14 protein-coding genes and 2 pseudogenes are annotated in these 15,180 nt (G+C 62.9%); 9 read left to right on the top strand and 7 right to left on the bottom strand.

What is annotated here, in order from left to right:
- Positions 1-36 precede the first annotated feature (36 nt).
- The 5 genes and pseudogenes from C6Y44_RS28205 to C6Y44_RS25345 form a co-directional block, all read right to left on the bottom strand.
- Positions 37-309: pseudogene (locus tag C6Y44_RS28205) on the bottom strand (transposase); the annotation flags it as partial.
- A gap of 46 nt (positions 310-355) precedes the next feature.
- Positions 356-1,711, bottom strand: a complete 1,356-nt coding sequence (locus C6Y44_RS25335) for an IS1380 family transposase (protein ID WP_192379015.1) — start codon at positions 1,709-1,711, stop codon at positions 356-358.
- Positions 1,712-1,983: 272 nt separating this feature from the next.
- Entirely contained in the window at positions 1,984-2,154 is a 171-nt protein-coding gene (locus tag C6Y44_RS28500) for a nucleotide-binding domain-containing protein (protein WP_404817815.1), read from the bottom strand.
- On the bottom strand, positions 2,096-2,362 hold the full coding sequence (locus C6Y44_RS25340; protein WP_318653688.1) for a nucleotide-binding domain-containing protein: 267 nt from the start codon (positions 2,360-2,362) through the stop codon (positions 2,096-2,098). The genes C6Y44_RS28500 and C6Y44_RS25340 overlap by 59 nt, the downstream gene beginning before the upstream one ends.
- A 183-nt stretch (positions 2,363-2,545) precedes the next feature.
- Positions 2,546-3,238: a GntR family transcriptional regulator gene (locus C6Y44_RS25345; RefSeq protein WP_192379016.1), complete on the bottom strand. Its 693-nt coding sequence runs from the start codon at positions 3,236-3,238 to the stop codon at positions 2,546-2,548.
- Positions 3,239-3,456: 218 nt separating this feature from the next.
- On the opposite strand from C6Y44_RS25345, the gene C6Y44_RS25350 reads away from it, so the two are divergent.
- From C6Y44_RS25350 to C6Y44_RS25380, 7 genes are all read left to right on the top strand, one after another.
- Positions 3,457-4,890, top strand: a complete 1,434-nt coding sequence (locus tag C6Y44_RS25350) for an amidohydrolase family protein (protein ID WP_192379017.1) — start codon at positions 3,457-3,459, stop codon at positions 4,888-4,890.
- A 98-nt stretch (positions 4,891-4,988) separates the two neighbouring features.
- Positions 4,989-6,527, top strand: coding sequence for a 4-hydroxyphenylacetate 3-hydroxylase N-terminal domain-containing protein (locus C6Y44_RS25355; RefSeq protein ID WP_192379018.1), 1,539 nt, complete (start codon positions 4,989-4,991; stop codon positions 6,525-6,527).
- 17 nt (positions 6,528-6,544) lie between these two features.
- The gene (locus C6Y44_RS25360) at positions 6,545-7,354 is read left to right on the top strand and encodes an alpha/beta fold hydrolase (protein ID WP_192379020.1); all 810 of its coding nucleotides are present in this window, start codon (positions 6,545-6,547) and stop codon (positions 7,352-7,354) included.
- 51 nt (positions 7,355-7,405) lie between these two features.
- Positions 7,406-7,807, top strand: coding sequence for a RidA family protein (locus C6Y44_RS25365; RefSeq protein WP_192379022.1), 402 nt, complete (start codon positions 7,406-7,408; stop codon positions 7,805-7,807).
- 1 nt (position 7,808) lies between these two features.
- Positions 7,809-8,717, top strand: a complete 909-nt coding sequence (locus C6Y44_RS25370; RefSeq protein WP_192379024.1) for a fumarylacetoacetate hydrolase family protein — start codon at positions 7,809-7,811, stop codon at positions 8,715-8,717.
- A gap of 456 nt (positions 8,718-9,173) precedes the next feature.
- Positions 9,174-10,421 (top strand): IS110 family RNA-guided transposase, encoded by a 1,248-nt coding sequence (locus C6Y44_RS25375; protein ID WP_192378528.1) that lies wholly within the window; start codon positions 9,174-9,176, stop codon positions 10,419-10,421.
- Positions 10,422-11,128: 707 nt separating this feature from the next.
- Complete coding sequence (locus C6Y44_RS25380) at positions 11,129-12,526, top strand: IS1380 family transposase (protein ID WP_192379025.1); 1,398 nt, start codon at positions 11,129-11,131, stop codon at positions 12,524-12,526.
- Between the two features lie 271 nt (positions 12,527-12,797).
- On the opposite strand, the gene C6Y44_RS28505 is transcribed toward C6Y44_RS25380, so the two are convergent.
- Positions 12,798-13,427, bottom strand: coding sequence for a flavin reductase family protein (locus tag C6Y44_RS28505; RefSeq protein WP_404817816.1), 630 nt, complete (start codon positions 13,425-13,427; stop codon positions 12,798-12,800).
- Between C6Y44_RS28505 and C6Y44_RS25390 the strand changes: the two genes are divergently transcribed.
- Positions 13,404-13,751: a hypothetical protein gene (locus tag C6Y44_RS25390; protein ID WP_192379121.1), complete on the top strand. Its 348-nt coding sequence runs from the start codon at positions 13,404-13,406 to the stop codon at positions 13,749-13,751. The two genes, C6Y44_RS28505 and C6Y44_RS25390, sit on opposite strands and share 24 nt — an antisense overlap.
- Positions 13,744-13,980 (top strand): annotated as a pseudogene (locus C6Y44_RS25395) (biotin carboxylase N-terminal domain-containing protein); the annotation flags it as partial. The gene C6Y44_RS25390 and the pseudogene C6Y44_RS25395, both read left to right, overlap by 8 nt.
- A gap of 37 nt (positions 13,981-14,017) precedes the next feature.
- Here C6Y44_RS25395 and catA read toward each other — a convergent pair.
- Positions 14,018-14,869 (bottom strand): catechol 1,2-dioxygenase, encoded by an 852-nt coding sequence (gene catA / locus C6Y44_RS25400; RefSeq protein ID WP_192379029.1) that lies wholly within the window; start codon positions 14,867-14,869, stop codon positions 14,018-14,020.
- Positions 14,870-15,180 lie beyond the last annotated feature (311 nt).

The following is a 15,180-nucleotide window of genomic DNA, read 5'->3' on the forward strand; positions in this document are numbered from 1 at the left end:
ACAGGCATAGAAGCGTCCTTTTCCCGGAAGATTCGCCTGCGACAGGTACGCCGCGGCCCGGCGCAGCACTTCGTTCTCCTGCTCGAGCAGCCGGATGCGTTTGCGCGCTTCGCGCAGGTCGGCGTTCTCACTGGCGGTGGCCCCTGGCTTGATGCCGTCCTCGACATCGGCCTGCTTGAGCCAGTTGGTCAGGCAGGATTCGCTGATGCCGAAGTCGGCGGCGATCTGCCGCAGGTGTTGGCCGGGTTCGCGGTTTCGGGCCACGCGGACGACGTCGTCGCGGAACTCTTTGGGGTAGGGCTTGGGCACGGTGTACATCCTTCCAGCAGCGCCTCATGGCACCACAGTTCAGATGTCACCTATCCGTGCAGCAGTCCCTTTCGGGGATTTTCACTCTTCGTCGTCGGCCGCTGCGGGCCAGTCGGGCCGCGGCGTGGAGCAAGCGGTAGCGCAGCGCCTTGGGCTCGCACAACGCCAGGACTGCGGCGTCGCCGGTGCAGGCCAGCATCCGAGTCCAGGCCACGAGGTCAGCGGCGAGCATCACCGCCACCAGCCACGCCTGGTTGAGGGCGAACTCCCGGGAGGGAAGCCGGCCGAGCCCGGTGTCTTTGGCGTGTCGGATCCGGTCCTCCACTCGGGCGTGAGCCCGGTGCCTGGCCTCGAGGAATTGGAGCTGGCCGGTGGCGGTGTTGGTGACAAACGCCTGGTAGCGCCACCCGTCGATCTCCTCGAACATCGATAGCTGGGCGCCCGGGTGGGGCCGCTCGCGGCGGACGATCACCCGCATCCCCGCCGGCCACTTGGCGAGCAGCCCGGGGGCGAGGAATCCGGTCAGTTCGGCAACCTCGGCCCCCTCCCGAATGTCTCCGTCAGGGTTCAGTGCCGGCCCCCACGCTTCCTCGGGGCAGGTCGCGATGGCCCGTCGCAACGGGCCGGTGATGGAGAATCCGACCGAGTACTCCACCCGTCGACCACGGACGCGGTTCTGCTCGGTGACCCAGTTCAGCAGGTCATGGGAGGCGCCGGCGCCGTCGGAGCGGATCAGCAGCTCACGTCGATGGTTGGCGGGGACCTGGGCGATCGCCTGGCCCAGGACGTCGATGTGGTCGGCGGCGGTGTTCGACCCGGCGTTGCCCGGCCGCAGGCTCGCCGCGAGGAACTCGGTCGTGTTGTCGCACCACACGCCGATCGGGTGGTAGCCGAACGTGCGCTTGTATGTCGGCGCCGCGTGTTCCTTCTCGCTGTGGGTGACCACGATGGTGGCGTCCACATCAAGCACGATTGTGGCTCCCAGGTCCCGGCCCGCACACTTGGATGCGGGTACTCCGCCGGGCAGGTGGGACCACACATGCCGCCGCGTGCGGGCTCGCGCCACCTGGATCTTCTTGCGCTTGCCGGCGGTGACCTCGTTCAGAGTGCGCCACACCGTCGGTGCCGACGCCACCGGGCCCAGAGCGTCAGATTGGTGGCGCAGGACGCCGATGTCGGAGATGGACTCGCCGCCATCGGTGAGCATCACCGCCAGGTCGATCAAGACCCGGCCACGGTCATGGACTGGGATGAACCGTCTGCGAGTCATGGCCTTCGACAGTTCGGCGGTCAGCCCCACTCGATCCGCCAGAAGGCGTGGCGCGATGGCTCCGGCGTGGGAGATCACCCCGACACCATCAGCAGTAACGGACAGACCAGACGACCACGACGTACGCTTCACCTACCGAGTGCTTTCTGCGTGGGGACATGGAACCTTCGACAAGTCCCAGTTTCCCCTGTTCAGGAAGCACTTCGGTCTATTTTCGCCCGGCAATCCTCAGATCCCCGTGAACTACCGGGGCTAGCTAGCCGGGGCCGGGTGACGCACAGCGATCGGTCAGAGGGGCGTGGCGCCAATGCAAAGCGCATCGGCGAGCTAGAGACCGGCGGGAGTCGCCCGAGCTTCCGCCAACTCACTCTCATCACGGTCTGGGACCGGGCAGTTAGGTGGGTCTACATTCTGCTCTCCCCCCTTGGGCTGGTGTTATCGATCGGTACGTCTATCCGGTCTCTGGCGACGACGATTCCGTCCTTGATGACATAGCATTCGACTACGTGCGCTCCTTTAAAATATGGAGTGCTCCACCCGCTTCTTTGCCCTGGTCGAGCCGACAATCTGTCCACGAACCATATTTCGCCGCTCGGCCTCCGAACCTTGGTTCAGTACCTTCCACCGCACCTCGTACGGCTTGGCGACTGTGCATGAGACGACTTGGAACGTCAGGCTTCTGTCTGCCTTGAGGGGAACGCCGGTGCGGATCATCTCCCGTAGACGCGTTGGTCTCCAACCGTTTTGTGTGACCTCGCAGTCGATCGAGACAGACTCGGTGATGTCGTCGTGGTACTCCTTGTCCCTAACGGCCGCGCTGCTCCACGGGCCCTCTTGGCTTCCTCCCTAGAGTTGGTTGCCGCATCAGCCGAGAACCACCACAGCGGGAGCCACAGCGAGCCAACCCACTGCGCGTCTTGTTCGTCATGGTGAGCGGTGTACAGGGAAGAGGACGACGATGCCGCCTTACAGCCAAGGGAGTTCATCAGGTGAGCGTCCCGAAAGGCTTGCCGTTGCCCGTACAAGATCCGACACCTTCTGACGGGTGGTCCCGAGGTGTTCCCTGACAATGTCGGCAGCCAGCTCGGGTGCGCCCTCCCGGATCGCCTGTACCAGTGAGCTGTGCTGAATTCTGGAGTTATCACGGAACTCCTGGTCAACGTTGACCGCAAGGCGAACATAGGGCTCGGACTGCGCGCGAAGAGAGCGGATCATAGCTGTCAGGCGTGGCATCTGACTACCCTCATACAGCTTCATGTGGAACACCTCGTGATCGGCATACCAATCGGTGTCTGACCGGCGCTCGCGGATCTTGGCGTAGGCACTCTCCAGGTCTTCTACCAGTCGAGCGTCGGCCAACTCCGCGCATCGGGATGCCGCCAGTTGCTCAAGCGGCAGACGGATGTCGTAGATCTCGAACAATTCCTTCAATGAAGGGCGAAAGACGTACGCCGTGCGACCTTGCCGAATCAACAGGCCGCGGGCGACAAGCTCCTGGATCGCTTCGCGGACCGGGGTCCGACTGATCCCCAGTTTGGTGGCCCACTCTTCCTCGTAGACCGGGGAGCTGCCGGGAAGCTCCCCAGTCAGGATGGCCCTATAGAGACGCTCAGCGGCAAGTTCCGCGGCCGTGGCGCGGGATACGGTGCGGCGGGCCACAGCCTGCTCTCTCCTCGGTGGACGGGGGTCGTTCATGGACGGTCGGTGTTCATGTACCGCTCCTCCATGATAGTCGCAAAGTGGGCATGCATACGAACTGGCACACGTGTGCGTACATAGTTAACAGGGATGTATCCAAAAAACCCTGGAAATGTATGCACAGCTGTCGTAGTCTGTGTCCATTCGACATCCGACTCGAGCCCGAAGGAGCGCTGAGCATGCGCCGGACCGAATGGCTACTGGTTGAGAACGGGAACGTTCTCGATGCAACCGGATCTCCCGTCCAGCCTGAGACATCCGTGCTCGTCCAGGGCGACCGCATCGTCGCCGTGGGTCGTGACCTCGACGGCCGTGTTCCGCGAGACGCCTCCGTCACGCGGATCGACGCGACTGGGAAGACGGTCATGCCTGGAATGATCGACGCGCACTGCCACATGACCTACGGGGAGAGTCGGAGCGAGGAGGAGATCGACCTCTACACCAGCCCGGAGTCGCGAACCCTTAAAGCCGCCTTTCATGCCCAGAAGGTGCTCCGGGCGGGCGTCACGAGCATTTCCCAGCCCGGTGGTAGCTATTACATTGGCGTCGGCCTTCGTGATGCCATAAAGGATGGCATGATCCAAGGTCCCCGCATGACTGCCGCCGGGCGATACATCACCACCAGCAACGGCCTCACCGACTGGTATCCGGACTCCGTCGGGGTCCCGGAGGGATCGATCGGCATCCTGGCGAATACTCCGATGGAGATGATCTCCGAGATCCGCCATCAGGTGAAGAACGGCGTGGACCTGATCAAGCTCGCCGATAGCCCCTTCGGCGACTACCAGTCCTTCACCAACGACGAGATGAAAATAGTCACTGATTTGGCTCATCAACTCGGAAAGAAGGTCACCATCCACGCGCGTGGCTCGGCCGAGGTCGGTGCCGCAGTCGACGCCGGCATTGACTGGATCATGCATGGTAACCAGATGACCGACGATGTCATCGAGCGTCTGGCGGAGTCGCGCACGCCACTTGTCCCGACTCTTCTGCTCCTGGCCAACGTCGCCGACTGGGGGAGGCGAGCGGGAGCTCCGATCCCCCTCGTGGACGCAATGGCACGCGCTTTGGACAAGACCGCCCCGACCCTGCACCGAGCTCACGAAGCTGGGGTCGTCTTCGTCACTGGCACCGATAGCGGCTTTTCGGTCACCCCGTACGGCGAGTGGCACGCGAGGGAACTCGAGCTACTCATGGACTATGCCGGCCTCTCTGCAATGGAGGCAGTTCAGGCTGCGACTACCAATGCGGCGGTAACCCTTAACCTGGACGGTCAGCTCGGCACGCTCGAAGGCGGGATGATCGCCGACATCATCGTCGTGGACGGTGATCCGCTCCAGAACATTCGGGTCCTACAAGACAAGCGAAACATCCTGGCAGTCATCCAGGACGGAGCGCCGGTCTCCTTCGACGAACAGATGTTGGCACGCCGTTGGCCGCACGATCGAGGGCAGACCTATTCGACGTCCGACATCACCTACGACCTGATCTACGGCGACGGAGCCGAGGAATTGGCCGAGGCCGCGCCAGGTATGGGATGGGACCGCGACGAACAGGCCGACGTGGTCTCCACCGTCAGACGCCGCGAAGCGAACGCCGTAATGCCGGATTGACCACGAACGAGTGTCAGCCCGCCACCTCTCGAACATCCTTTCCCCCAGTCGAACATCCGTTGACCCCAGCACTTTGTCCCCACCTAGGAGGAGTCCCCATGGCCGAGCACGTGACACTCGCGGAGCAGACCACCCGACCGCAGACCGGCGACGAGTACCTTGCCAGCCTGAAGGATGGGCGCGAGGTGTGGTTCCGCGGCGAGCGCGTCGATGACGTCACGACACATCCCGCTTTCCGTAACAGCACCCGCATGATCGCCCGCCTGTACGACGGCCTGCACGACGAGAGTCGAAAGAGCAAGTTGCTCTTGCCCACCGACACCGGAAACAGCGGGACGACACACGCGTTCTTCCGGGCTCCCTACACGATCGAAGACCTTCAAGCTGGCGCTGACGCCTGCGCCGAGTGGGCTCGAATGACCTACGGTTGGATGGGCCGGACTCCCGACTACAAGGCGGGATTTATTTCCACCCTTGGATCGAACACCGAGTACTACGCTCCGTTCGAGGAGAACGCTCGGCGGTGGTACAAGGAAGGGCAAGAGAAGGCCCTCTTCTTCAATCACGCGATCGTGAACCCGCCTGTGGACCGCAACAAGGCGATGGAGCAAGTCAAGGACGTGTACATGCACGTCGAGAAGGAGACCGACGCCGGCATCGTCGTGTCGGGAGCCAAAGTCGTGGCGACAGGTTCCGTGCTATGCCAGTACAACTTCATCGGGAACTACGCCCCCACTCCAATCAAGACAAAGGAATTTTCGGCGATGTTCGCGGTTCCGATGAACACGCCGGGCGTGAAATTGATCTGTCGCCCGTCCTACGAATACAGCGCAGGAAAGACTGGCAGCCCCTTCGACAACCCGTTGTCGAGCCGTCTGGACGAGAACGACTCGATATTCATCTTTGACAACGTCTTTGTCCCGTGGGAGAACGTCTTCTGCTACGACCCCGAGAAGGCGACGGATTTCTACATGGGCTCGGGCTTCATCTGGCGAGGGATCCTCCAAGGATGCGTCCGGTTCGCGGTCAAACTCGACTTCCTCTGCGGAGTCCTGATCAAGAGCCTCGAGATGACCGGGACCAAGGACTTCCGGGGTGTGCAGACCCGTATCGGTGAGCTGATCACCTACCGCCACCTCTTCTGGTCTCTGGTCAGCGCTATGGTCAACGACGCCGAGCGCTGGTCGGACGGCACGTATGTGCCGAACGTCGAGGCGTGCACGGTCTACCGGGTCCTCGGAGCGCGGATCTATCCTAAGATCCGCGACATCTTCGAGAAGGACGTCGCCAGCGCCCTCATCTACACGAACTCCAACAGCGTCGACTGGGCCTCCGAGGATATCCGCCCCTACCTCGACAAGTACGTCCGCGGCAGCGGAGGCCGATCGGCAGAGGAGCGAGTGAAGGTGCTCAAGCTCGCCTGGGACGCGATCGGCTCGGACTTCGGCAGCCGTCACGAACTATACGAGCGCAACTACGCCGGCAACCACGAACAGGTCGCGGTCGACGCGTTCCTGGGGGCAACGTCATCGGGACGCGTCGATGAGTTGGTCGGCCTCGTGGACCAGTGCATGTCGGAATACGACACCCACGGTTGGACGGTGCCCGATCTCATAGACCCGCGGGAAGGCCAGTGATCGCCTATCCGCTGGCCGTGCCGTCCTCCACCACGCGCGTGGTGGAGGACGGCGACGGGGACCAGGCCATCGTTCTCCTCCACGGCGTCGGAGCCCGCGCCGACCGATGGCGCACCACCGTGTCCACGCTGGCACAACGGGGCTTTCACGCGTACGCGATCGACTTTCCGGGCCACGGGTTTGCGGAGAAGGGCGAGGGCCCCAACTATTCCGTTTCCGGTTACTCTCGATTCGTCATCGAGGTGATGGACGCGCTAAACCTCTCCCACGCCGGGATTGTCGGGACGTCGCTCGGTGCCCATGTTGCGGCACGGACGGCGTGTGATGCCAGCGATCGGGTCGATGCACTCGCTCTGGTGGGCCCTACCGGCCTTGCACCAACAGGCTCCGCAAACCGGGAGGCACTCGCCCACGCCATCACCGACACCGACCGCGACGGTGCCGCTCGGAAGTTGAGAGCTCTCGTCCATGACCCCGCGATCGTCACTGAGGCGTGGATCACTGAGGAGTGGCGCATCAACACCTCTCCCGGCGCCGATACCGCGCTGACGCGTCTCGCCGACTACTTCCGTCGCCACCTGGACGCCGACGCCGTAGGAGACGCGCTCAAGCAGCTGCCACAGCCCCCGCCCACCATCCTGATCTGGGGGACCGAGGACAAGCTCGTCCCGTTCGATCTGGCACCACAGTCAGTCGCACTGCTTCCCGACGGCACCGAACTATCGCCCATCGCGGACGCAGGCCACGCTCCATACCTGGAGCGACCGGACGAATTCGGGGAGCTCCTGCTCGCGTTCCTCGAACGTCATCGAACGGGCACACATTGAGCCATAGAAAAGAAAGCACCGCGACAGACCATCATGGAGGAGAAAAACACCATGACAGAGCATGACCGGCGCGAGATCCGCGTCGACAACCTAGCCGAGCCGCTCAGCCACTACACCGATGTGGTGGTGTACAACGGTTTGGCCTTCATTTCAGGTTTTCTAGGAGTTGATCGCGACGGATCACTGGTCGACGATAACGACGTTGTCGCCCAGGCCCGCCAGAGTCTTCAGAATCTCGCCCATGCATTGGATGCTGTCGATTCATCCTTCGCCGACGTGTTGAAGGTCACGGTGTACCTCACCGACGTCAACGACCTTGCGGCGATCAACCCCGTACGGCAAGAGTTCTTCGGCGATGCCCGACCCGCGAGCACCCTGGTCGAGGTCGCCGCGCTCGCCCTGCCCTATGCCCGAGTCGAGATCGAGGCCGTGGCGGCCGTGCGGACGGTCTGACATGCGGCTACTGAACGTTCGCGGTCGTCTCAGCATCGCGACATCGACAGGATTAGTAGATGTGTCCGACCACAGTTCGGGTCGATTCAGTTCCGACCCTCAAGCGATCTATGAACGGTGGCAGGAGTTCCGTGACTGGGCTTCTAGCTCGCAACTCGACAAGCGACTGGACGGTGGCGTGCTACCGGTGGAAGATCTCGCCGACCTCGAGGCGCCAGTACCGCGCCCCCGTCAAGTCTTCGCCATCGGCCTTAACTATTTCGACCATGCAGCTGAATCCGGCTTCACTGCTCCCTCAGAACCGGTGGTCTTTACCAAGTTCGTCAGCTCTTTCACTGGGGCGAACCGGACTGTGAGCCTTCCACCTGGAAAGGTTGACTGGGAAGTTGAGGTCATCGCGGTGATCGGGAGCGGTGGCAGGAACATCCCGGAAGCCCGAGCTTGGTCTCACATCGCTGGCCTCACTGTCGGTCAGGACCTCTCTGAACGCGTGACTCAAATGCAGGGCCCAGCCCCGCAATTCAGCCTCGCCAAGTCATTTCCGGGCTTCGCCCCAATGGGACCAGCGCTGGTGACCGTCGATGAGATCTCCGAGATTGATGACCTCCAAGTGACCTGTGAACTCAACGGCGAGACGGTGCAAAGCGCGCGCACCTCGGAGATGATCTTCTCGATTCCGACCTTGGTCGCACTACTTTCCCGGATCGTGACGCTACTGCCAGGTGATGTCATCTTCACAGGGACACCTCCAGGCGTCGGAATGGGTCGCAGTCCCGAACGTTATCTTTCCGACGGAGACGTCCTCGTCAGCCGCGTGGAAGGGATCGGCGAGATGCAGAACAGCCTCACGGCAAGCGGACCTAAAGAGAACCACGTTCCTCACTTGGAGTCGCAGGCGACTGCATACTGACCCCGCGGAAACTGACCTGCCTCGAATACATGCCCGGTTCAGTGTTGTGGTTCTCTACCGCTTATGTGCGACGGCGGGCTCGCCGATAGCCAGACTATCGGCGAGCCCGCCGTCGACTCATACGCCAAGGTAGCGGCACGGCACCACAGAGACGGCAGGTCACACCCTGACCTAATGGGAGCTACCGACCACGTCCCGACTGTGGAAAGGTCGGTGAAGGTAGCGGCCGACGGGACAACACTCCTCTGACCCGACACGGACTCCCATCGAGGGAACCCCGATGTCTGAAGTCAGACCGTGTACCCGCCGGTCGTGAGGGAAGTGGTGATCGCTGATGGGATGACGTACCCCGCCGCTGTGCGTGTCGGTGAGTACTCGAGCCATTAGGTCGCCGACTGCTTTCCTCCGCTGCCGACCGAAAAATATTAAATAGCAGCCTGTTCGGAGGTTCGCGCCATGTTGTTCATCGGCGATGACTGGGCAGAAGGACATCACGACATCGAGGTCGAAGACGACACCGGTCGCCGCCTGGCACGGATGCGGCTACCGGAAGGCGTCGAGGGGTTGGCCCGACTGCACGAGGTGATAGCCGAACATCTCGATACCGACCCCGACGGTATCGGGACCGATGTCCCCACCGATGGTGCGGTCGTCGTCGGGATCGAAACCGATCGTGGAGTATGGGTGTCGGCACTGCTGGCCTGCGGATACCAGGTGTATGTGATCAATCCGATGTCGGCAGCACGGTACCGAGAGCGGCACGGCACCTCGGGAGCCAAGTCCGACGCCGGCGATGCCCATGTCCTCGCCGAGATCATCCGGGTGGACCGGGACCATCACCGCCAAATCGCCGGGGACTCCACACAGGTCGAAGCCCTGAAACTGCTCACCCGCGCCCACCAAGGCCTGATCTGGGATCGGACCCGACACCTGCAGCGGATGCGGTCGGCGCTACGCGAGTACTTCCCGGCCGCATTGACCGCATTCGACAACCTCGCTGCCCCGGACACCCTGGCATTGCTGCAGAAAGCCCCCGATCCGGATCGCGCAGCACGACTGACCACCGGGCAGATCACCGCGGAACTCGCCCGGGCACACCGGCGCGGGGACCGCACCGCCAAGGCCACCCGCATCCGCGATGCGCTGCGGGCACCGGCGCTGCGGCAACCCGCTGAGATCGAAAATGCCTACGCGATCGTCGTCGTCGGACAAGCCCGCATGCTCGAGCACCTGAACGTGCAGATCGACGAGCTCGAGCAGGAGGTGAAGCACAGTTTTCGTCGGCACCCGGCCGCTGACATCGTCCGCAGCTGTCCCGGACTCGGGGACGTGCTGGGCGCCCGGGTGCTCGCAGAATTCGGCGACGATCCGCACCGATACCGTAATGCCAAGGCCCGCAAGAACTACGCCGGGACATCCCCGATAACCCGAGCATCGGGAAAGAGGAAGACGGTGTCAGCGCGTTACGCCCGCAACAAGCACCTGGCCGATGCGTGTCACCAGTGGGCGTTCTGCTCGATGAACACCTCACCGGGCGCTCGTGCCTATTACGACGCGCTGCGAGCCCGGGAGGTCGGCCATCATGCCGCGCTGCGTCAGCTCGGTAACCGGCTCGTCGGGATTCTCCACGGATGTGTGAAGACCGGCACGGTCTACGACGAGAACACCGCGTGGCCCCAAGTCACGACGCAAACCGCGGCTTGACACAGATACGCCATGGGATGTCTGAGTTCCACAAGTTGACAGCGCCACCGGTCCGCCGTCGAGCATCAGCCCTGATCACAAAGCAGAAGACGTGACGGATGGGGCACTAATTGGCCCGCAGCCGTGGAGCAATAAGACTGGCAATGCCTACCGATACGACAGTCTCCCAGCCCACTACTGTGCCGATGTTCCAGGCAGTTCGCGATTGGCTGGGGATCGCAGGTGCCCCGAGGCGGTATCCGGTGGCCCCTCGCCGCCCGGATTTCCGTTGTCACGTCCGCTGGTGCGCGCGCAGGCGCCCGGCGGTCTCGCGCTTGTGGTCGAGGTCGCCAAGCGTTGCTTCCGTGCTGACCAGCGCGAACTTGGACTGGCCCCTCAGGAATTGGTTCGCGGGGGGCCGTCGTTGAAAGCACCCGCGTACTCATCCACGCCGCCAAAGAGGGCACTAAAAGTTATGGAACTCAGGCTGAGCTATCGGCGACGATCGCCCCATCATGGGGGGCAGGCGGTAATCCCACCGGGGACATTGAAGGACGATCAATACTGAGCCATACGTGGCCACACAGAGATTATGGATCAGAGTTTAGCCTGAATCCACCGAACGATCAGCCGCGTAGCAGCGTGTCGAACTGAAGAAAGTGCCCCCTGAACTGGGAAGATTGGAGTTCTCACACAACAAATCCACCAGGTCACGAAAGGCACTTCCGGTGAAAGTGTCCCACAAGTTCATCGACGGCTCCGCCGTGTTCGACGAGGACAACCTCGTCTCGTGCGCCGGACTGGTCCCGGTCATGACACTGGCCGAACACACCCACCTGCCGGACCTGCTCACCGAGAAGGTCTCGATCACCACCACGAAGGTCACCTCCGGGGCCGCGAACCCGGCACCGAAACTGCTCACCCTGATCGCCGGGATGTGCGCCGGCGCCGACAGCATCGACGATATCGACCTGCTGCGCTCGGGCGGCATGCCACACCTGTTCGCAGGCGTCTACGCGCCCTCGACTGTGGGAACGCTGCTGCGCGAGTTCAGCTTCGGTCATGCACGTCAGCTCGAATCCGTGCTCCGCGAACACCTGATCGCACTCGCCGCCCGGGTCGAGATCCTGCCCGGTCTGGCCGAGCAGGCGTTCATCGACATCGACTCGCTGCTGCGCCCGGTCTACGGCCACGCCAAACAAGGCGCGAGCTACGGACACACGAAAATCGCCGGCAAACAGATCCTGCGCAAAGGCCTGTCCCCGCTGGCCACGACCATCAGCACCGCCGACTCCGCGCCGATCATCACCGGCATGCGACTGCGGGCCGGGAAGGCCGGCTCCGGTAACGGTGCAGGTCGGATGGTTACTCAGGCCATCGTCACCGCCCGCCAGGCCGGCGCGACCGGGACCATCGTGGTCCGTGGGGACTCTGCGTACGGCACCCGCGCGGTCATCTCCGCGTGTCTGCGCGCGAAAGTGTGTTTCTCGCTCGTCCTGGCCAAGAACACCGCCGTCCAACGCGCGATCGACTCGATTCCCGACGAGGCGTGGACCGCGGTGAAATATCCCGGTGCCGTGCGTGACCCGGACACCGGTGCCTGGATCTCCGATGCCGAGGTCGCCGAAACCACTTACACCGCTTTCGCTTCCACCAGGACTCCGGTCACCGCCCGGTTGATCGTGCGCCGCGTCAAAGACGCCCGCTTCCCCGACGCGTTGTTTCCGGTGTGGCGATATCACCCGTTTTTCACCAACACCAGCGCCCACACCGTCGATGCTGATGTCACCCATCGCCGGCACGCGATCATCGAAACCGTCTTCGCCGACCTCATCGACGGGCCCCTGGCGCACATGCCGTCGGGGAGGTTCGGGGCGAATTCGGCATGGGTGCTCTGCGCGGCGATCGCCCACAATCTGCTGCGCGCGACCGGTGTTCTTGCAGGTGGTGGGCATTCGCGCGCCCGTGGGGCGACGCTACGCCGCAAGATCGTCAACCTTCCCGCCCGATTGTGTCGACCGCAACGAAGACCGATCTTGCGACTACCCACGCACTGGCCCTGGTCGGCTGCCTGGCTTCGACTGTGGGCCAACACCATCGGCCACAGTCCGCCCTCGACCACCTGAACACTGACCGACCCGCCGAGACGGCACGACCGGAGCCGCACCGTGGAAAAGCTGGGCAGACCAGCGGTTACTTCACGCCCTGAGCCCGCACTCGTCTGGAATCCAGATCCGGATCGACCTTCAAGGACTCATCGGTGGATTCAGGTTTAGGAGCCAGCTGGCATCCGACGCAGATTCGAACGCCGGATCGGCCCGTTAGCTCTATGACATTAAGTCGGGTACGGTCGATCCAGCCTCTTCCCATGGCGGCTGCTGCATCGATCTTTCGGCGTCACCACATCGAGTATGCCAAGGCGTGTAGATCCGTCTCAGTGCCGGCCAATTGAAGCGCTGGCACGGTCCTGTGGAACTCGCGTGCACCGTACAAAAGCGTAGGTGCTGAACTCGGGAAAGAAACTCCTCGGACCTCTCCGATGAAAAGCACGTGATCAGCAACAGGGATTGTTCGTGTCACGAGACAGTCCAGATGTGCGATTGCTCCCCGAACGCATGGCGTCGCGGCCACTGGCGCAGCCAAATGAGGCTCATCAAGAAACTTCGGGCGTCCGGGCGCGGCGGCGAACTCTGCCGTAGCGACACCACCCGTGCCCATGAGGCAGAGTCCGTATTCCCCTTGCTCAGCGACTGCGTGCGTGGTCGCGCTGGCCTCTCCGAGCGAGATTAAAACGGTAGGTGGTGCTGTCGAGACTGAACAGCAGGCAGTGATGGTCATGCCCCATGGGCGGTCTTCGACCTTGGTTGTCACGACCGCAACACTGGCAGTCAGGAGACTCATGGAGCGTCGGAAGGCGTCTGCAATGGACATATCGTCGGACATATCGTCAGCGGGAGTATTCATGCGGTCTCCTAGGGAAGCCAGACTAGACCTGAGAACTGCATGCAAGTCTACGATGTTCTGCATGCTATTGCGACCCCGAATGTCTACATTCGCGTACCGGCGGCCAGGGAGGCGGTCTCGGCGATGGTGCAGTCGGTGTGGGCCGCGGCGTGGAAGCGAGCGGCCGAGCAGGCGGACGAGGCGACCGCAGTGGCGCTCGATGCCGCTCGCGCCGGCGAAGCCGACGCCCTGACGGCTGCCGAGTGTGCCATCGCCGAGAAGGACGACGCGGTCGCGGACGCTCCTCCACACACAAATGGCTCATCTTTCATTGTCGGGGAAGTCGTGCGATCGGCCGTTAATAAGGTGCTTTGTCTGCTTTTCAAAGTAGGAGTAATAGGTGTTTGAAAAGGTTTTGGTCGCTAATCGCGGGGAGATAGCGATCCGAGCGTTCCGCGCGGCGTACGAATTGGGCGCTGGCACGGTCGCGGTGTTCCCCTACGAGGACCGCAACTCGGTGCATCGATTGAAGGCGGACGAGTCGTATCAGATCGGTGGGCCCGGTCATCCGGTGCGCGCCTACTTGTCGGTGGAGGAGATCGTCGACACTGCCCGGCGGGCGGGCGCAACCGCACTCTCGTTCGGATGTGATCAGGCCGCAGCCGCGGTCCGGATCACGCTTCCGGGTCGAGCACGAAGTTGTAGGTCACCTCGGCGATGCCGTCGGCGTTGGGCTGCGGATCCAGAATGAGCTCGGGCTTGACGGCCGTGGCGACGTCGTCCTCGACCCACTCGCCGCCCTGGAAGTACAGCTGGGTGGTGATGGCGCGCTTGCCGGGAGCCTTCACCATGAGGTGCAGGTGGGCGGGACGCCAGGGGTGTCCGCCGTAGGAGCTGATGAACCAGCCGGTCGGTCCGTCGGCCGGGATCTTGTAGGGAGCCGGCTTGAGCGTGGTGATCTCGAAGTTGCCGTTCTCGTCGACCTCGACGGTGCCGCGCAGGTTCCACTCGGGGATGCCGGGGGCGAATTGCGAGTAGAAGCCCTCTTCGTCGGCGTGCCACAGCTCGACGGTGGCGCCGTGCAGGCCGTTGCCCTCGAGGTCGGTGACCTGGCCCTTGAAGACCAGCGGCGGCGCGACCTTGTCCTTCTCGCGCATCGGCATCGTGCACTTGGCCGGGAGCTTGGGGCTGTTCGGGACGTAGTAGGGGCCTTCGATGGAGCCCTTGGTGCCGGTGAAGCCCTTGCGGTTGTAGTGCACCTTCTCGATCTCGTGCTCGACGAAGACGTCCAGCCACAGCGGCCACTCGCCGTACTCACCCACGTCGATGAGCCACTGCTTGAGCACCCGGTACTCGTCGTAGGTCACCTGGTGCTTGTCGACGATGCCGGCGAGAGCGTCCAGCAGGTCCTTGTAGATCGCCGACGCGCGCTCGACCGAGGTATCGGACGTGACCCGCTCGGACTTGAACTTGTCGGTCGCAGCATTGCCGGACCCGTGGGCGGTGGGGTTCTCCATGGTGGTCATGGCTCTCCTCGTGAAGGACTGAACTGTACGAAATGAATCCATCCGAGACATGGAGGCGTAGTGCCACTATCCTGCGTTCGAACGGAGAGTGAACTACCCGTCTCTTGCCCGGGGTGAAGAGGTATCGTCCAAACCTGCTGCAGTACATCAGCATTAGTGAGTCCAGGAACACTCGACACCGATGCATAGCTGGGCTTGGCCCGAACCGTTGCGCTGCGCCGTGCAGGACCATGCATCGCTTTCGCTAGCTAAAGGGTATGGGCGTCATACCAAAAATCGTCTTCAATGACGGCGGGCAGCGGATGCCGAAC

The organism is Rhodococcus rhodochrous (assembly GCF_014854695.1).
Lineage (GTDB): Bacteria > Actinomycetota > Actinomycetes > Mycobacteriales > Mycobacteriaceae > Rhodococcus.